At 56.1% G+C, this 18,426-nt stretch carries 18 protein-coding genes and 1 tRNA gene; 12 read left to right on the top strand and 7 right to left on the bottom strand.

Translation table 11 applies throughout. The annotated features are described in order from the left end of the window. Nucleotides 1–45: 45 nt before the first annotated feature. The 10 genes from prfC (at nucleotide 46) to mrdA (ending at nucleotide 11,589) form a co-directional block, all read left to right on the top strand. Nucleotides 46–1,635 (top strand): peptide chain release factor 3, encoded by a 1,590-nt coding sequence (gene prfC / locus AC6I7J_RS16455; RefSeq protein ID WP_021507661.1) that lies wholly within the window; start codon nucleotides 46–48, stop codon nucleotides 1,633–1,635. Nucleotides 1,636–1,894: 259 nt separating this feature from the next. Continuing rightward, entirely contained in the window at nucleotides 1,895–2,485 is a 591-nt protein-coding gene (gene osmY / locus AC6I7J_RS16450; RefSeq protein WP_021507660.1) for a molecular chaperone OsmY, read from the top strand. 98 nt (nucleotides 2,486–2,583) lie between these two features. Next, complete coding sequence (locus AC6I7J_RS16445; protein ID WP_007893192.1) at nucleotides 2,584–2,745, top strand: DUF1328 domain-containing protein; 162 nt, start codon at nucleotides 2,584–2,586, stop codon at nucleotides 2,743–2,745. Between the two features lie 178 nt (nucleotides 2,746–2,923). Further along, nucleotides 2,924–3,976, top strand: coding sequence for a patatin-like phospholipase family protein (locus AC6I7J_RS16440; protein WP_031279725.1), 1,053 nt, complete (start codon nucleotides 2,924–2,926; stop codon nucleotides 3,974–3,976). Further along, nucleotides 3,973–4,749 carry a TatD family hydrolase gene (locus AC6I7J_RS16435; RefSeq protein ID WP_222985838.1) on the top strand — a complete coding sequence of 259 codons (777 nt, stop codon included), beginning with the start codon at nucleotides 3,973–3,975 and terminating at the stop codon, nucleotides 4,747–4,749. The genes AC6I7J_RS16440 and AC6I7J_RS16435 overlap by 4 nt, the downstream gene beginning before the upstream one ends. A 413-nt stretch (nucleotides 4,750–5,162) precedes the next feature. Next, on the top strand, nucleotides 5,163–5,942 hold the full coding sequence (gene deoC, locus AC6I7J_RS16430; RefSeq protein ID WP_058770662.1) for a deoxyribose-phosphate aldolase: 780 nt from the start codon (nucleotides 5,163–5,165) through the stop codon (nucleotides 5,940–5,942). A gap of 111 nt (nucleotides 5,943–6,053) precedes the next feature. Further along, a complete protein-coding gene (gene deoA, locus AC6I7J_RS16425) occupies nucleotides 6,054–7,376 on the top strand; it encodes a thymidine phosphorylase (RefSeq protein ID WP_498006193.1) in 1,323 nt (440 codons plus the stop codon). A 94-nt stretch (nucleotides 7,377–7,470) separates the two neighbouring features. Then, nucleotides 7,471–8,694 (top strand): phosphopentomutase, encoded by a 1,224-nt coding sequence (gene deoB / locus AC6I7J_RS16420; protein ID WP_021507655.1) that lies wholly within the window; start codon nucleotides 7,471–7,473, stop codon nucleotides 8,692–8,694. A gap of 34 nt (nucleotides 8,695–8,728) precedes the next feature. After that, the gene (gene deoD, locus AC6I7J_RS16415) at nucleotides 8,729–9,442 is read left to right on the top strand and encodes a purine-nucleoside phosphorylase (RefSeq protein WP_021507654.1); all 714 of its coding nucleotides are present in this window, start codon (nucleotides 8,729–8,731) and stop codon (nucleotides 9,440–9,442) included. A gap of 257 nt (nucleotides 9,443–9,699) precedes the next feature. Beyond that, entirely contained in the window at nucleotides 9,700–11,589 is a 1,890-nt protein-coding gene (mrdA, locus tag AC6I7J_RS16410) for a penicillin-binding protein 2 (RefSeq protein WP_498006191.1), read from the top strand. On the opposite strand, the gene AC6I7J_RS16405 is transcribed toward mrdA, so the two are convergent. From AC6I7J_RS16405 to AC6I7J_RS16385, 5 genes are all read right to left on the bottom strand, one after another. Further along, nucleotides 11,590–12,300 (bottom strand): GGDEF domain-containing protein, encoded by a 711-nt coding sequence (locus AC6I7J_RS16405; RefSeq protein ID WP_021507652.1) that lies wholly within the window; start codon nucleotides 12,298–12,300, stop codon nucleotides 11,590–11,592. Further along, nucleotides 12,297–12,683, bottom strand: coding sequence for a DUF1987 domain-containing protein (locus AC6I7J_RS16400; RefSeq protein WP_021507651.1), 387 nt, complete (start codon nucleotides 12,681–12,683; stop codon nucleotides 12,297–12,299). The genes AC6I7J_RS16405 and AC6I7J_RS16400 overlap by 4 nt, the downstream gene beginning before the upstream one ends. A 6-nt stretch (nucleotides 12,684–12,689) precedes the next feature. Next, nucleotides 12,690–13,241, bottom strand: coding sequence for a SiaB family protein kinase (locus AC6I7J_RS16395; RefSeq protein WP_104093971.1), 552 nt, complete (start codon nucleotides 13,239–13,241; stop codon nucleotides 12,690–12,692). Between the two features lie 10 nt (nucleotides 13,242–13,251). Further along, a complete protein-coding gene (locus AC6I7J_RS16390; RefSeq protein ID WP_334316667.1) occupies nucleotides 13,252–14,475 on the bottom strand; it encodes a SpoIIE family protein phosphatase in 1,224 nt (407 codons plus the stop codon). Nucleotides 14,476–14,568: 93 nt separating this feature from the next. After that, on the bottom strand, nucleotides 14,569–15,894 hold the full coding sequence (locus tag AC6I7J_RS16385; protein WP_498006188.1) for a methyl-accepting chemotaxis protein: 1,326 nt from the start codon (nucleotides 15,892–15,894) through the stop codon (nucleotides 14,569–14,571). Between the two features lie 193 nt (nucleotides 15,895–16,087). Between AC6I7J_RS16385 and AC6I7J_RS16380 the strand changes: the two genes are divergently transcribed. Beyond that, nucleotides 16,088–16,163: transfer RNA gene (locus tag AC6I7J_RS16380), tRNA-Phe, on the top strand. Between the two features lie 394 nt (nucleotides 16,164–16,557). Here AC6I7J_RS16380 and AC6I7J_RS16375 read toward each other — a convergent pair. After that, a complete protein-coding gene (locus AC6I7J_RS16375) occupies nucleotides 16,558–16,896 on the bottom strand; it encodes an integrative conjugative element protein, RAQPRD family (RefSeq protein ID WP_498001478.1) in 339 nt (112 codons plus the stop codon). Nucleotides 16,897–17,001: 105 nt separating this feature from the next. Here AC6I7J_RS16375 and AC6I7J_RS16370 point away from each other — a divergent pair, with 105 nt between their 5' ends. Next, on the top strand, nucleotides 17,002–17,574 hold the full coding sequence (locus AC6I7J_RS16370) for a hypothetical protein (RefSeq protein WP_498001476.1): 573 nt from the start codon (nucleotides 17,002–17,004) through the stop codon (nucleotides 17,572–17,574). Nucleotide 17,575: 1 nt separating this feature from the next. On the opposite strand, the gene AC6I7J_RS16365 is transcribed toward AC6I7J_RS16370, so the two are convergent. Continuing rightward, the gene (locus tag AC6I7J_RS16365) at nucleotides 17,576–18,217 is read right to left on the bottom strand and encodes a hypothetical protein (protein ID WP_498001474.1); all 642 of its coding nucleotides are present in this window, start codon (nucleotides 18,215–18,217) and stop codon (nucleotides 17,576–17,578) included. Between the last annotated feature and the right edge of the window lie 209 nt (nucleotides 18,218–18,426).

Below are 18,426 nucleotides of genomic sequence, written 5' to 3'. Positions count from 1 at the left end.
TTCGCAGCGCGCCGCTCGCGCGTTGCCCTGAAGAAGAATTCACTCATGTCTATTGCTCCCTTTTTAGAAGAAGTGGCGCGCCGCCGTACCTTTGCGATCATCTCGCACCCGGACGCCGGTAAAACCACAATCACCGAAAAAGTCCTGCTGTTCGGACAGGCGATCCAGACTGCCGGTACCGTCAAAGGTCGCGGCTCCAGCCAGCATGCCAAATCAGACTGGATGGAGATGGAGAAGCAGCGCGGTATCTCCATCACCACCTCGGTGATGCAGTTCCCGTATCGCGACAGCCTGGTTAACCTGCTGGATACCCCCGGGCACGAAGACTTCTCGGAAGACACCTACCGTACGCTGACGGCGGTGGACTGCTGCCTGATGGTGATCGACGCCGCGAAAGGGGTTGAGGATCGTACCCGCAAGCTGATGGAAGTGACCCGTCTGCGCGACACGCCGATCATCACCTTTATGAACAAACTGGACCGCGACATTCGCGATCCGATGGAGCTGCTGGATGAGGTCGAGAGCGAGCTGAAAATCGCCTGTGCCCCGATCACCTGGCCGATTGGCTGCGGCAAGCTGTTCAAAGGCGTTTACCACCTCTACAACGATGAAACTTACCTGTATCAGAGCGGCAAAGGCCACACGATTCAGGAAGTGCGCGTGGTAAAAGGGCTGGCGAATCCGGAACTGGACGCGGCCGTCGGCGAAGAGCTGGCGCAGCAGCTGCGCGACGAGCTGGAGCTGGTGCAGGGCGCATCGCACGAGTTCGACAAAGAGCTGTTCCTGAGCGGCGAAATCACGCCGGTGTTCTTCGGTACCGCGCTGGGCAACTTTGGCGTCGATCACATGCTGGATGGTCTGGTTGCCTGGGCGCCGGCGCCGATGCCGCGCCAGACCGATACCCGCAAAGTCGAAGCCAAAGAGGAGAAGTTCAGCGGCTTCGTGTTTAAGATTCAGGCCAACATGGACCCGAAACACCGTGACCGCGTGGCCTTTATGCGCGTGGTGTCCGGCAAATATGAGAAGGGCATGAAGCTGCGTCAGGTGCGCACCGGTAAAGATGTGGTGATCTCCGACGCGCTGACCTTTATGGCGGGCGACCGTTCGCACGTTGAAGAAGCTTATCCGGGCGATATCATCGGCCTGCATAACCACGGCACCATCCAGATTGGCGACACCTTCACCCAGGGCGAAACCATGAAGTTCACCGGTATTCCGAACTTCGCCCCGGAACTGTTCCGTCGCATTCGCCTGCGCGATCCGCTGAAGCAGAAACAGCTGCTAAAAGGGCTGGTCCAGCTGTCGGAAGAGGGCGCCGTGCAGGTGTTCCGTCCGGTGCACAACAACGATCTGATCGTGGGTGCGGTGGGCGTGCTGCAGTTTGATGTGGTCGTGGCGCGTCTCAAGAGCGAGTACAACGTTGAGGCGATTTACGAGGCCATCAACGTGTCGACCGCCCGCTGGGTTGAATGCAGCGACGCGAAGAAGTTCGACGACTTCCAGCGCAAAAACGAGATCAACCTGGCGCTCGATGGCGGTGACAACCTCACCTATATCGCCCCGACCATGGTCAACCTCAACATCACGCAGGAGCGCTATCCTGACGTGACCTTCCGTAAAACGCGCGAGCACTAAGTTCGCCGTCTTCACCGGGCTGCTGCTTTCTGCCGCCCGGTTTTCTCCGATACAGACTCCTCTTAATTGCGCTGCGGTTATCGCTTTTTGGCGAGATATCAACCACAAAAGCCAGCAAAAGCTGTAATCCCTACTATGATTATTCTGTCGGACGAGAAAACGGACCTGTGGGTCTGATTACGTCCATCACGCAGCAACGTGGTGTGTTGCTGGCGCATTCGCGGTTGCGAGTGGGTTAACTGATAGAAGGATGATATCGATGAATAAGACTAAGATTGCTAAAACCCTGATTGCTGCACTGGCCGGTACTGCGCTGTTAAGCGGCGCGGCAATGGCGGCTGATACCAGCAGCAGCGCGGGTTCCAAAATCGATAGTTCTATGAAAAAAGTCGATGGCTTTATGGATGACAGCGGCATCACCGCCAAAGCCAAAGCCGCGCTGGTGGACGATGAAGCAATTAAAAGTACGGATATCTCCGTCAAAACGCAGCAAGGCGTGGTTACGCTGAGCGGTTTTGTCACCTCGCAGGACCAGGCCGAGAAGGCTGTGGCGCTGGTGCAGAAGGTGGAAGGGGTTAAATCCGTCAGCGACAAACTACACGTCAGAGACAGCAAACAGAGTTCATTGAAAGGTTATGCAGGTGATGCAGCAACCACCAGTGAAATAAAAGCTAAACTTTTAGCAGATGACATTGTGCCATCGCGCAACGTGAAGGTGGAAACCACCGATGGCGTGGTACAGCTGTCCGGGGAAGTGGCGAATCAGGCCCAGTCCGATCGGGCTGAGAAGATCGCCAAAGCCATTGAAGGCGTGAAAAGCGTGAAGAATGACCTCAAGGTGAAATCTTAACGCAACCGGAACGGCATCACCAACGGTGCCGTTCCGTATTAAAAACAGTGATGTGAAGAATAAGCAGTTCGATTTTCACTATGGTAAAGGAGAGGCTTATGTTTCGTTGGGGTATTATCTTTCTGGTCATCGCTCTGATTGCTGCAGCATTAGGTTTTGGCGGTCTGGCGGGTACGGCAGCATGGGCAGCTAAAATTGTCTTTATTGTCGGTATTATTCTGTTCCTCGTGAGCCTGTTTACCGGGCGCAAACGACCCTGACCCACTGCGTTAACCATGTTAACCCGCTAGTCACATAAAGCGGAGGCCAGTCATTGCCACCATTGAAGGTGCGCCGCGACGATTGCAGGATGCGGTTGGTCAGGGAACGACAATGACTGGTTCTCCGGGATGCTGATTGAGCGCCTCCCTCAGAGCAGCAAACACTGAGGGACATCCATTGGGAATACGCATCCCGGTGTCGCTGGACACCTTTGAGCCACTGGCACTCACGCCATTCAAATCCAAAAAAATTGCGCTGGTCTGCGAAGGCGGCGGGCAACGCGGCATCTTCACGGCGGGCGTACTGGATGAATTTCAGCGCGCAGGCTTCAATCCCTTTCAGTTGATGCTCGGCACCTCGGCCGGTGCACAAAACCTCTCAGCCTTTGTCTGTGCTCAGCCCGGTTATGCGCGGCGCGTAATTACCCGTTACACCACCAGTAAACTGTTTTTCGATCCGCTGCGTTTTGTGCGCGGTGGTCACCTGATCGATCTCGACTGGCTGGTGGATATCACTAAACAGGAGTTCCCGCTGGCGCTGAGCAGCGCCGAAAGCCTGTTTGCCAAAGGCAGCGAATTTTACATGTGCGCCTGCCGCAGCGATGATTACAGCGCGCAGTACTTCAATCCCACCAACCTGACCTGGCATGACATCATTAAGGCTTCCAGCGCGATCCCCGGTTTCTACCGCAGCGGCGTATTGATGGATGGCGTGAGCTATCTCGACGGCGGCATCAGCGACGCCATTCCGGTGCGCGAAGCGGCGCGGCGTGGCGCCGATACCATTGTGGTGATCCGTACCGTGCCGTCACAGATGGCGTATACGCCGAAGTGGTTTAAACGCATGGAGCGCTGGCTGAGCGACAGCGCCCTGCAGCCGATGATCAATATCCTGCATCAGCACGAAGAGAGCTACCGCCAGATTCAGCAGTTTATTGAACAGCCGCCGGATAATCTGCGCATCATTGAAATCTTTCCGCCAAAGCCGCTGGCCAGCATGGCGCTGGGCAGTCGTCTGGCGTCGCTGAATCAGGATTATCATCTGGGCCGCCGCAGCGGGCGCTATTTCCTGGCAACGCTGGGCCAGTGGCTGAGCGATGCTGAACCGCTGGCGCGACCGATTGCCGTGACGCCGCCCGCCGCCGTCGCCAACGCGCCGGATAACCGGCCGGTCAGCACGCCGCCGCTGGCGGGCAATGACGCCGACTACGATGCAGGATCGCTGGCATGAGATTTATCGACACCCACTGCCACTTTGATTTTCCGCCATTTGTCACCGCTGCCGAGCACAGTATCGCGCAGGCGGCGCAGGCGGGCGTGGAACGCATCATCGTGCCGTGCGTGGATGCCAGCCGTTTTGCCGTGGTGAGCCAGCTGGCGCAGCAGCATCCGGCGCTGTATAGCGCGCTCGGGCTGCACCCGATCAATATTGCGCAACATCAGGATGACGATCTCGATCGCCTTGAGCAGTACCTGCAAACGCCGGATGTAAAACGCGTGGCGATCGGGGAAATCGGGCTGGATCTGTATATGGAAACGCCGGATTTTGCGCGGCAAACCCGGCTGCTGGAGGCGCAGCTGAAGCTGGCAAAGCGCTATGATTTGCCGGTGATCCTGCATTCGCGACGTACGCACGATCAGCTGGCGCAGTATCTGCGCCGTCACGACGTGCCGCGACGCGGCGTGGTGCACGGCTTTGCCGGCAGCCAGCAGCAGGCGGAGCGTTTCATCGCCCTTGGCTACGCGATTGGTGTCGGCGGCACCATTACCTATGCGCGCGCCAGCAAAACCCGCCACACCATCGCCAGCCTGCCATTGCAGGCGCTGCTGCTGGAAACCGATGCGCCCGATATGCCGCTGCACGGTTTTCAGGGCCAGCCCAATCGCCCGGAGCGCGCGCGTAATGTGTTTGAAGTATTGTGCCAGCTGCGCCCGGAACCGCCCGATGAGATCGCCGATGCGCTGTGGCACAACAGCCTGCGTTTGTTCGCGCTGCCGGATTGAGTATTGATCCTGCGCCTGCCGTCACCTCACTTCATCTAATAGCGCCGTCACGGTTATTGGCCGTTGCAGTTTTGCCAGCGGCACAATTTATTGCGCGATGAATCGCGTCGCTGCAACGCCTCTGCCACTTCTCATGATGTGCTGACAACTCCCGCTCTGTCGCAAATTAACTACGCTTTAACGATATCCGATACCTTTTTGCGGCAACATTTGTGATAATAATCACAATCACATCGTGCCGCGCTGTTCGGCAAAATAGCGATTTAATGTGATTAAAATCGCTAAATTCATGTATATCAGAGCGCGGTTTCCTTTTCCTTGTGACAAGCCTCGCAATTCCACGCGGCGTGGGTTGTTATAATTATCACATTCTCCGGTGAGCAGATTTCACCGGCCTGACTTTGGAGAGCACCATGACCGATCTGAACGCGGCCGCGCAGCGCGCGCTGCAACTGATGGACCTGACCACCCTGAATGAAGACGACACCGATGAAAAAGTGATCGCGCTGTGCCATCAGGCGAAATCACCAGCCGGTAACACGGCGGCGATCTGTATCTATCCGCGCTTTATCCCGATTGCACGTAAAACGCTGCGCGAGCAGGGCACGCCGGAAATTCGTATCGCGACCGTCACTAACTTCCCGCACGGTAACGACGACATCGACATCGCGCTGGCGGAAACCCGTGCGGCAATCGCCTACGGCGCGGATGAAGTTGACGTGGTGTTCCCGTACCGCGCGCTGATTGCCGGTAACCGTGACGTCGGCTTTGCGCTGGTAAAAGCCTGTAAAGAGGCCTGTGCGGCGGCGAACGTGCTGCTGAAAGTGATCATTGAAACCGGCGAGCTAAAAGAGGAAGCGCTGATTCGTGCAGCGTCCGAAATCGCGATCGATGCCGGCGCGGATTTCATCAAAACCTCTACCGGTAAAGTGCCGGTCAACGCCACGCCAGAGGTGGCGGCGATCATGATGCAGGTAATCCGTGACAAAGGCGTGCAGCAGCAGGTGGGCTTCAAACCGGCTGGCGGCGTGCGCACGGCGGAAGATGCCGCTATCTATCTGCAGCTGGCCGACGACATCCTCGGCAGCGGCTGGGCGGATGCGCGTCATTTCCGCTTCGGCGCTTCCAGCCTGTTAGCCAGCCTGCTGAATACCCTGGGCCACGCTACGGCGACCAGCAAAGCCGGTTATTGATCCACGCGGTCGCCAAAATGGCGGCCCACGGTGTTACTGCCGTCAGGTGCGCATTGCTGCGCAGCTGGCGGCTTTCATTCAGCGATAGATCGCTTTTCCGGGGAGGCAACCTTGTTCCTGCCACAAGAAATTATTCGTAAAAAACGCGACGGCCAGCCGCTGAGCGAAGCGGAAATCCGCTTTTTCATCAACGGCGTGCGTTATAACAGCGTATCTGAAGGGCAAATCGCCGCGCTGGCGATGACGATTTATTTTCACGACATGAACCTGGAAGAACGCGTGGCGCTGACCATGGCGATGCGCGATTCCGGCACGGTACTCAACTGGCAGGCGCTGAATCTCAACGGACCGATTGTTGATAAACACTCGACCGGCGGCGTGGGCGATGTCACTTCGCTGATGCTGGGTCCGATGGTGGCGGCCTGCGGCGGCTACGTGCCTATGATTTCCGGGCGCGGCCTCGGTCACACCGGCGGCACGCTGGATAAGCTGGAAGCCATTCCCGGCTTTGATATCTTCCCCAGCGACGATCGCTTCCGCCAGATCATCAAACAGGTCGGCGTTGCCATTATCGGTCAGACTAATTCGCTGGCGCCGGCGGACAAGCGGTTCTACGCCACGCGCGATATCACCGCCACCGTGGATTCTATTCCGCTGATCACCGCCTCGATCCTCGCCAAAAAATTAGCCGAAGGATTAGACGCGCTGGTGATGGATGTCAAAGTCGGATCCGGGGCGTTTATGCCAACCTTTGAGGCCTCGCAGCAGCTGGCGCAGGCGATTGTCGGCGTCGCCAACGGTGCGGGATGCAAAACCACCGCGCTGCTCACCGACATGAATCAGGTGCTGGCATCGAGCGCCGGTAATGCGCTGGAAGTGCGCGAAGCAGTGCATTTCCTCACCGGTGAGGCGCGCAATCCGCGGCTGCAGGAGGTCACGCTGGCGCTGTGCGCCGAGATGCTGATCTCCGGCAAACTGGCGGCGAACGACGCCGAAGCGCGGCAAAAACTGCAGCAGGTGCTGGATAACGGCAAAGCGGCTGAGGTGTTTGCCCGCATGGTGGCGGCGCAGAACGGCCCGACGGATTTCATCGAGCAGATGGACCGCTACCTGCCGGCACCGATGCTGAGCAAAGCGGTGTACGCCGATCGTCCCGGCATCGTCAGCGCCATGGACACGCGGGCGCTGGGCATGGCGGTGGTGGCGCTGGGCGGTGGCCGTCAGCGCGCCAGCGACAGCATTGATTACAGCGTGGGCCTCAGCGACATGATCACGCTGGGCAGTGAAGTAAATGCGCAGCAGCCGCTGGCGGTGATTCATGCCGCGTCGGAAGCGCAGTGGCAGCAGGCTGCTGCGGCAGTGAAAGCGGCGATAACGCTCAGCGACCTCGCCCCGGCGGCCACGCCGGTGGTGTATCGCCGCATCAGCGAATAGTGGCGTAACTGCGTGCCAGGCAGCGGCCGTTCGGGTATACTGATCTGATCGCTTTTTTTTGACTTGTCATCGCGCTATGGCGCAGGAGACTTGCATGAAACGTGCTTTTATTATGGTTCTCGACTCCTTCGGGATTGGTTCCAGCAAAGACGCCGATAAATTCGGTGATGAAGGATCGGATACGCTCGGCCATATCGCCGAAGCGTGCTTTGAAGGCCGCGCCAATGAAGGCCGCGAAGGTCCGCTGCATCTGCCCAACATGACCGCGCTCGGCCTTGGCAAAGCGGCGGAACTCTCTACCGGCCGCTTCCCGCCGGGACTGGATCCGCAGGCGGAAATTATCGGCGCGTACGCCTACGCCAGCGAACTCTCTTCGGGCAAAGATACGCCGTCCGGCCACTGGGAAATCGCCGGGGTGCCGGTGCTGTTTGACTGGGGCTACTTCAGCGACAAAGAGAACAGCTTCCCGCAGGAGCTGCTGGATACGCTGGTAAAACGCGCCGATCTGCCGGGCTACCTCGGCAACTGCCACTCCTCCGGCACGGTAATTCTTGACCAGCTGGGCGAGGAACACATGAAAAGCGGCAAGCCGATTTTCTACACCTCGGCAGATTCAGTGTTCCAGATTGCCTGTCATGAAGAGACCTTTGGCCTCGATCGCCTGTACGCGCTGTGTGAAATTGCCCGTGAAGAGCTGACCAACGGCGGCTATAACATTGGCCGTGTGATTGCGCGTCCGTTTGTCGGCGATAAAGCCGGTAACTTCCAGCGCACCGGTAATCGTCACGATCTGGCGGTCGAACCACCGGCACCGACCATGCTGAAAAAGCTGGTGGATGAGAAGGGCGGCGAAGTGATTTCAGTGGGTAAAATCGCTGATATCTACGCGGAGCAGGGCATCACGCAAAAAGTCAAAGCCACCGGTCTGGATGCGCTGTTTGACGCCACCATTGAGCAGATGAAGAAGGCGCCGGACAACTCGATAGTGTTCACCAACTTCGTCGATTTTGACTCGACCTGGGGCCATCGCCGCGATATCGCCGGTTATGCCGGTGGGCTGGAGCTGTTTGACCGTCGTCTGCCGGAGCTGATGGCGCTGGTGAAAGAGGGCGATATCCTGATCCTCACCGCTGACCACGGCTGCGATCCGAGCTGGCATGGCACAGAGCACACGCGCGAGCACATCCCGATTCTGATCTACGGTCCAGAAGTTAAACCGGGCTCGCTGGGTTACCGCGATACCTTCGCCGATATCGGCCAGACTATCGCCAGCTATTTTGGCCTGTCCAGCATGGACTACGGCAAAAGCTTGCTGTAAAACAGCCACCACTTTTTGATAAGGAAGAACAACAATGGCAACTCCTCATATTAATGCCGAAATGGGCGATTTCGCGGACGTGGTGCTGATGCCAGGCGATCCGCTGCGTGCAAAACACATTGCCGAGACTTTCCTCGACGATGTGGTCGAAGTGAATAACGTACGCGGCATGCTGGGCTTCACCGGGACTTACAAAGGCCGCAAAATCTCCGTAATGGGCCACGGTATGGGTATTCCATCCTGCTCGATCTACACCAAAGAGCTGATCACCGATTTCGGCGTGAAGAAGATCATTCGTGTGGGTTCCTGCGGTGCCGTACGTGCAGACGTGAAACTGCGTGATGTGGTGATTGGTATGGGTGCCTGCACCGATTCAAAAGTTAACCGCATGCGTTTCAAAGATCACGATTTTGCCGCCATCGCGGATTTCGACATGGTGCGTAACGCGGTTGACGCGGCTAAAGCGCTGGGCGTGGACGCACGCGTCGGTAACATCTTCTCAGCTGATTTGTTCTATACGCCGGACCCGCAGATGTTCGACGTGATGGAGAAGTACGGCATCCTCGGCGTGGAGATGGAAGCGGCCGGCATCTACGGTGTGGCGGCAGAGTTTGGTGCCAAAGCGCTGACCATCTGTACCGTGTCGGATCATATCCGTACGCACGAGCAAACCACCGCGGCAGAGCGTCAGACGACGTTCAACGATATGATCAAGATCGCGCTGGAGTCGGTGCTGCTGGGGGATTGATTTTCCTCGGTTTTTCTTCGCCCTCACCCTACCCCTCTCCCGCCCGCGGGAGAGGGAACTGATCGAGCAACGGTTAACGCCCTCGCGCGGGAGAGGGGACTGATCGAGCAACGGTCAACGCCCTGTCCCGCATTCCTGACGTAGCCGCTCCACCGTAAACATCTGACACACTTTTACCCAGGCTTGTGCATCTTCCTGCTGGCTCTGCGGCGATCTCTCCCTATCATTAGCGTGATAATGAAGAGACTAAGCCCCTGATGAATTTCCGCAATTTCGAAGCCGAAGAGAAACTGTTTGTGCGCCGCGCGCTGGTGGCGTTTGCCCTGGTTGTTATCTGCTTCACCATTCTTGGCATCAACCTGTATCGCTTACAGGTGGATCAGCACAGCTATTACCAGACGCGTTCCAACGAGAACGACATCAAAATGATCCCCATCGCGCCGACGCGCGGGCTGATCTTCGATCGCAACGGCATACCGCTGGTGCGCAACGTCACCTGGTACGACATCCTCGTCACGCCGTACAAAATCGACAACATGCAGGCGACGCTGAAGGCGCTGACGCCTATCGTCGATCTGACACCGGATGATATCGAAACCTTTGAGCATGAACTGAAGCAGAGCAGCCGCTATAAACCGGTGGAGCTGAAAGCCGAGCTCACCGACGAGGAGGTGGCGCGCTTCTCGGTCAATCAGTTCCGCTTCACCGGGGTCACCATTGATACCTATCAGGATCGGGAATACCCGTACGGCGCCGATCTGGCGCACGTGGTCGGCTACGTGTCGAAGATTAACGATAACGATTACAAGCGGCTCAATGCCGAGGGCGTGGGCGAAAACTATGCCGCCGACCATAACATCGGCAAGCAGGGTATTGAGGGCTACTATGAATCCCTGCTGCACGGCAAGACCGGCTATCAGGAAGTGGAAGTGGATAATCACGGCCGTATCGTGCGCGTGCTGAAAGAGGTGCCGCCGGTGGCGGGCAAAAACATCTGGCTGACGCTGGATCTGCATCTGCAGCAGTATGTGGAGAGCCAGCTGGCCGGGCAGCGTGCGGCGGTGCTGATTGAGGATCCGCACGATGGCGGCGTGCTGGCGATGGTCTCCAGCCCGAGCTACGATCCCAACCCGTTCGTGAAGGGCATCAGCTACAAAGCCTATAAAACGCTGCTGCAGGATAAAAACCTGCCGCTGATCAATCGCGTCACCCAGGGGCTGTATCCACCGGCATCGACGGTAAAACCCTACATGGCGATGTCGGCGCTGCTGAGCAAAGTGATTACGCCGGGCACCACCTTCTTTGGTGCGCCGACCTGGACGCTGCCGGGCACCGATCGCAAATACCGTGACTGGAAAAAGTCCGGCCACGGCATGCTCGACGTCACCAAAGCGATTGAAGAGTCCGCCGACACCTTCTTCTATCAGGTGGCGTTCATGATGGGTATTGACCGCATCCACAGCATGCTCAGCCAGTTCGGCTACGGCAAACCTACCGGTATCGATTTGAATGAAGAGTACGCCGGGCTGCTGCCGAGCCGCGAATGGAAGCTGAAAGTGCATAAGCATACGTGGTATCAGGGCGATACGGTATCGGTGGGCATCGGCCAGGGCTACTGGATTGCCACGCCGATTCAGATGGTGAAAGCCATGGTGGCGCTGATCAATAACGGCCGGGTGATTAATCCGCACCTGCTGGCTAAAGCACAGCGCGGCACCTGGCAGCAGGTTTATCAGCCGACCGCGCCGCAGCCGCAGATTGGCGATGCGAAATCACCGTACTGGTCGCTGGTGCGGCATGCCATGTTTGGTATGGCTAACGCGCCTAACGGCACCGGTTATAAATATTTCCATACCGCGCCGTACGGCATCGCCGCCAAGTCCGGTACGTCGCAGGTGTTTAGCCTGAAGCAGAACCAGACTTACAACGCGAAGATGATCCCGGTGCGCCTGCGCGACCACATTTTCTATACCGCCTTTGCGCCGTTTAACAACCCGCAGGTGGCGGTGGCGCTGATTCTGGAAAACGGCGGTAACGAAGGCATTACGGCCGCGCCGGTGATGCGCAATATCCTCGACCACATTTTCCTGCCGCCGCCGGATAGCAGCGTGCCGATGCAGACGGCCAGCACCGCGCAGGCGCGCTGATCAGCGGAAAAATACCCGGTTGCGGCCGTGGTGTTTGGCATCGTAGAGCGCGGCATCGGCATTGCTGTACAGCGTGTCGAAATCGGAGCCCGGCTTGCCGTAGCTCACGCCGAGGCTGGCGGTCACCAGCTGCTGCGGCAGCACCGCCAGCGGCGAGGCGTTAAGCGAGGCGTGGATCGCACCGGCGACAATCACCGCGTCGGACAGACGATAGTGCGGCAGCAGCACGGTAAACTCTTCGCCGCCGATGCGGCCAATGCTGGCACCGGCCGGGCAGTGCGCCTGAATGCGCGTCACCAGCCCGCAAATCACCTTATCGCCCATCGGATGGCCGTATTCGTCGTTGATCTTCTTGAAGTGGTCGATATCCAGAATGATCAGCGCCGCCGGACCGCTCTCCAGCGTCTGGCTGATGCGCTGAATAATCGCGCCGCGATTCCACACCGCCGTCAGCGGATCGTGGCTGGCTTTGTACTCCAGCTCCTGCGCCAGCTGGTTTAACTGCTCATTCACGCGGTTCAGCTCGCGCTCCGCGCGATCGCTGCGGGAGATGAGCCGCCAGGTTTCGCGCATCAGGCGCTGATAGTGGCGATTCAGGTGCAGCAGCGCCTCGCGGTAATCCTGCGCGCTCAGCGTGTTTTGCGCCGCCACATGCTGTGAGCGATTCAGCACCTCGCTCTCTTCACGGAACAGCTCATTGAGGTCCATCATGACGCCAGTTCCGCCTGCAGATTAACCTGCAGATCGGTAAAATCCAGCGCCAGTTCCTGACCAAACTCTTCCGCGATGTCATCTTCCGCATCAAACAGCCAGTTGAGCGTGACGCGCTGACCGCGCTGCGCCAGCTGGTTAAACAGATCGAACAGGCTGAACAGCATCTTGGTGCTGGAGCTGTTGAAGTAGCGCAGCGCGATAGTGACGACCACCGCGTCGTTGTCGGTGGGTTGCCACTGCTCAAGGGCATCCAGCAGCGGGCGATAAAACGCCGCCGCGTTCTCCGGCCACGACTCGCCGCGCAGCGCAAACTGGCGGGTGGCAAAATCGAAACTCACTTCGGGCGTGCTCTCAGTGGCAGCGATAATCAGGTTTTGCATACAACCTCAATCCTGGTGAATGGTGGCTTTAAGCCAAAACGTGGCGTAGCCGCTGGCGGGCAGCGGACGCAGTTCATACTCCAGCGGTTCACTGACATCACGGGCAAGCGTCAGCAAACCGATATTGGCCCCTTTGCTGGTGGCGGGGCTCTCGGTGCGCAGACCGACACGGTAGGCCTGCTTAATTTCGTCGTTACTCATGGTACGCAGCAGATCGAGCCAGTCGCGCAGCTGCTCGCAGGCGGCCTGTTCGATCTGATTACTGCTCTCCAGCACATAGCTATCGCCGTCCACATGCAGCGTTACGGTGCCAAAGCGAAAGTGCTGTTCGGCGTGGCTCAGGGTACGGCTGTCCTGCGAATAGCGCAGGATGTTCTGCACAATCTCGACAAAGCTGGAGAACAGCCGGCGGCGCACTTTCAGTGGGGCCTGCTGGTTTTCCAGAAACACTTTGATCACTTCACCCATCGCGGTGATGTTCTGCGGCGAAAAGAAGCCGGTATAGTGCAGCGCAACGCTGTCGGGCGGCAGGTGCGTGCCGGTGGAAGCTGGATGCATAAGAGGCTCGTTAATAACGCAGGCCAAACCAGGTGACGTCATCGCGTCGCGGCTGGTTGCCCTGCCAGTGAAGAAATGCCTGCGCAAACGCCGTGGAGAGCTCGGCCATCGGCAGGGTTTTATGTTGTGCAATGACCGTCTGAATCCGCTTTTTACCGAACATGATCTGCCGCGCGCCGCCGGGTTGATCGGTCACGCCGTCGCTCATCACCAGCAGCACATCGCCGGGCTGCAGTGTGCGCTGCTGCTGCGGCCAGCAATAGTCGTGCGGCGTATCGGTGTAGCCAACGCCGACGCGATCGGCCTGCAGCGCGGCGGCTTCACCCTGTAGCGGCTGCAGCACCGCGTGCATGCGCGCGCTGGCCCAGCTCAGCTGATGGCTGGCCGTCTCCAGCCGCAGCGCAATCGCATCGCAGCCGTCATTGGACAGCGAAGTCTGCTGCGAGGCGTTAAGCTGGCCCAGGGTTTGTTTGATGTGGCGGTTAAGCGCCTGCAGCAGGGCAGACGGCGTACGATGGTTGTGCTGCAGCGCACGCTCCAGCGCCGCATGCAGAATCACCGTCATAAACGCGCCGGGAATGCCGTGACCGGTGCAGTCGGCAATCAGCGCCAGCCAGCCGTACTCGTCGCGGTGAAAGGCGTAATAGTCGCCGCCCACGCCATCGCGCGGCTGCCAGTGCAGGCACCAGTCGCTCAGCTGCTGCGCCATCTGCTGCCGCGAGCGGTCCAGCATCGCGTCCTGAATCACCCGCGCGTAATCGATGCTCTGTAAAATCTGCTGATGCTGCTGCGCCTGCAAATCGGAGACGGTACGAATCAGGTCGATACCCAGACCGATGCCAATATAGCGGCCCTGTTCAGTTACGATAAAACCATCGGTCACTGATTTATCTCCGCTGGCGACCACCTGCTGCGCGACCCGATCGAGTTCGGTTTCGGCATCGATCACCAGCGGTTGTTTATCCATAAAGGCTATACAGCTTTTACGATCGTACAGCTCGCGGAAGAACGGGCGCGTCATTTGCGACAGAAAGATGTGGCGGTTAATCATGCCGAACGGCGTGCCGTTTTCCACCACCGGCAGGCCAATCAAATCTTTGTGTTCGCTAAACAGCGCCATTACCGCCGTGTTGTCCATCGCTGGCGTGACGAACGGCACCGCAATACACAGCGAACGCGCGCGGGCACGACCCGTCAGGGCGCTAAGCCCGGTGCGGAAATCAGGCTGCTGCATGAGAAAGAGTCTGGCGTTGATTAGGAATAATCTTAGGTTACGGCACGGCGATGACACTTTTATGTCACCGCCGGCCAGTGCACGCTACGGCGCTTACTGCGGGGCTTTTAGTGCATCGGCGACGTGGCTGATGGCGCGCACCACCTCACTGGAGCTGCCGCGAATTTCGGCAATCACACCGCCCGCCTGCTGCGCGAGCACTACGCCCTGATCGGCACGTTTCAGGTTCGAAGCGATGCCTTTCTGCGCCTTATCCGCCAGCAGGTGGTTATGCCTCACCCGATTCTCGATTTCGCTGGTGGCGCGATTGATGTTCGCTGCGAGGGTGCGCACTTCACTGGCAACCACGGCGAAGCTGCGGCCATGCTGACCGGCGCGCGCGGCTTCCACCGCCGCATTGAGCGCCAGCAGATTGGTTTGGTCGGCAATACGGCGAATACTCTCCACGATGGCGCCGATGCGATCGGAAGAGTCGCTTAGGTCATTAATATTACCAGAAATACCGTGCAGTTCGCTGGCCAGCGCATTGATATTCTGCACGCTGTTCTCAATGACGGCTGCACCCTGTTGTGTGCTTTCGCTGGTATGCAGCGCGGTTTGCCAGGCCTGCTGCGCTGCTTCGCGCTCCAGCTGGTTTTTTTCAACCTGCGCGGTAACGTCGGTGGCGAACTTCACCACTTTGTACAGCTCGCCGGCGCTGTTAAACACCGGATTATAGGTGGCGCGCAGCCAGACGGTGTTGCCCTGCTTATTGACGCGCTCGAACTGGCCGGAGATATATTCACCCTGATTGAGCTTGTGCCAGAAGCGGCGATAGGCCTCGCTGGTGCGCATTTCGGGCGGACAGAACAGGCTGTGATGGCGACCGATGATCTCATCAGCGCGATAGCCCATGGTATTAAAGAAGTTATCGTTGGCCATCAGCACTTCACCTTTGAGGTTGAAAGCAATCACCGCCATCGAGCGCTCAATGGCGGTGGTCATGGCGCGCTGCTCCTGCGCATCCATGATGCGTGCGGTGATATCACTCGCCAGCTTAACGATTTTAATCACCCGACCGTGGCGATCCTGCACCGGTACGTAGTTGGCTTCCAGCCAGATCGGACGGCTGTGCTTCGCCACGCGCAAAAACTTATCGCTGAAGCCTTCGCCGCGATTCAGACGCTGCCAGAACTCGCGATACTGCGGTGACTGCACCATATCTGGCGTGCAGAACAGGCTGTGATGCTGGCCGACAATTTCTGCCAGCGTGTAGCCCATGCGCTCCAGAAACAGCGCGTTGGCGGTAAGGATGTGACCATCAGGCGTAAACTCAACCATGGCGATGGCCTCCTGCAGCGAACTGAGCGTTGCGCTGTTGTGACTGCGTTTCTGCCACGCGAGGCGCGACAGGATTCCCGATGTAATAGTGCTGAACATGGTGGACCTTATTATGGTTATGGGATGTCAGCACGGTTATCGGCGTGAGTGGCTAAAAATTCACCACTAAATAACGCGGTTGCGCAGGTTTTTACCATCGGGTCCGGCGGTTGCTGCAAAAGGCAGCAGTCAGCTGATTTTTACCGAAAAGCGTTTGACGGTACGGCGCGAGTAAGGTTTAATGCGCCCCGTTGCCCGGATAGCTCAGTCGGTAGAGCAGGGGATTGAAAATCCCCGTGTCCTTGGTTCGATTCCGAGTCCGGGCACCAACATTCTGAAAACCCAGCCTTTATGGCTGGGTTTTTGCTTTTTGAAGCACCAATGATTTCTGGTCACTTTGACTGCTGAGGTCACTGTACTGCTTCAGCTATCCAGTATGAGCCTTCCTCTTAAGCAACCTGACGGATAAAAGCACTTCGAAAATGTCTGCTTTACTGGCGAACATCCAGATGCAGACGATCGGTAAAGTCATAGAACGGATAACAAATCGGACTAGCGCGGCATCCCTGACTTAGGTATTTTCCCGTCCATGCCTGACATCCACTGCAGCCCAGGCTGCCCAGAGAAACAGCACACACAGCAGTAGACCAACGGTCACCCGTTACAAAACGCCAATATCGATTTTGCCGGATGCCGTTTTAAATGCGTTGATCTGCGCGGCAGTCATCGCCATAACGGACGGCCTCGCATGTAATCGCCGCTGACCTTGCCGTAATCCAGCGGTTGCGCACGCGAAGGCTGCGTGTAGCGGTCGAGGCCAGCACGTATGGTGTTGAGGTCTTCATTGGCTTTCTTGTAGTCGAACAGGTAACGGCGGCTGTTGTTAGGATCGGACTGCGCGGCGACGGTGCGGGCGCGGTCGAGGGAGAGTTGGACTTGGTCTAGTAGGCGTTGGGTGGTGGCGAGTTCGTCGAGCTCTGAAGCTGCGGAAAAAAGTGATGTGAATATTAAAAATATACCTATAACAGTTCTTGTGGCCTTAGATAAAGATAACCTTTTCATGTATTCCCCCTCTTAACGATAATATTTTGCTATCATGGTTTCCGCTGAGGATTACATACAGCTTAAAATAAGATGTATTTCTGAATAATTAAAGAAAGGACAGTCATGAATATGTTTAAGTCTGTTTTATCAAGTTGGAAGAGAACACTTACTTTGAGCTTTATTCTTTCAAATGGCTTGGGGCTTTATTATTACTTACACCCTACAGAGCCAAATAGTGAAATTAGTGGGAATTTGATTGGCGACTGGCGAGTTGATTATCAATATGGGTATGGGGAATTCTCTGAAAGGGTAACAGGGATAACGTCATACTTTGCCAATGGGAAATATAATTTTTCCGGAGATTTGATTATTGAAGGGGGGGGTTCGGGAAACATGGTGAAAGTCATTTATCATAGTGATGCTGCAGGCTCGTGGGTAAGATATGACAATAAAATAATAACTTCACTGGATAACATGAAATCATTCCCCATTAGGTTTCAGTTGAACGGCAAGGAAATGCCAAAAGAAATAATTGAAAAGAGTGAGGCGATGAAGAAACATTACCCAGAAGACGTGAGGGCTATAGGAAAAAACCAACAGTATGAGTTAGTCGAGGAAAGAAAAAATTCTATAACTTTTAGAACTTTTAATCCGTATGGGAGCGATTTTGATTCTGTAATGGAAAGAGTTAAGTAAGTCAAACATAGTGGCTGGATTTTAAAAAATTAACTGAACTCTCTATTAGGCCAATGGCATGCCAGGTACGTAAAAATGTAAATGTGAAAAATCCTATCATGATTGGAAATCCTACATCAAGAATGCCTTTAATAACTATCCAAAACCACTGTCCTGAATGGAGTGTTGCCTCAATGTTTGCTAGCGGGTTACCTCCCCAATAATTATTGATAAAAATTGCCGATGTGAAATAGCAGGTGAGTGCAAAGGACATATTCATCACTCTCATCTTTTTTATTTTCTTGCTTGAATTCCAACCGTCATTCAAATCTACGCGAACCATCCCATTAACAAATCTTAGTTTGAATGCGTTAACATGCCGTTTTACTTTTAAATATTCTTCTGTTGCCATATATGGATGGTGGTGTTTTAGTAATACAACTATATCACTAAATGGCATGGGTCCACATTTAAATGCTGAAGAAAATAAAAACTCAACAAGGAGTTTATTGGGAGTGCTTTTTTCTATTTCTTTAGCTAGCTCAATTACTATGGAGCTTTTATCTTTCCTTACACTATTTGTGTACACAAAATAGCTTATCAATACACCTAAAAATGGTAATCCAAAAGATATTAAAAGTGTCATTTGTATTTTTAGCTCCATAAAAAGTGCCATATTAATAATAAACTGTATTAAAATTTCTTTTGAAAAGCCAGTGATAAGATATCACTGCCGTGCTGCCATAGCTGCTCGCCTGCTGACGAGAGCGTTTAAGTCATGCTTTGTTCGCTCTCGCCCAACTTACAGATATTAATACGGGAGCCTCTTACCACGCGGATTGAGTTAGAACTGACCTTTAGTGACAGCCCGTT

The sequence above is a fragment of the Type-C symbiont of Plautia stali genome (genome assembly GCF_059730935.1).
The sequence above is the reverse complement of the archived record's forward strand: the minus strand, read 5'-3'. Positions and strand labels throughout refer to the sequence as shown.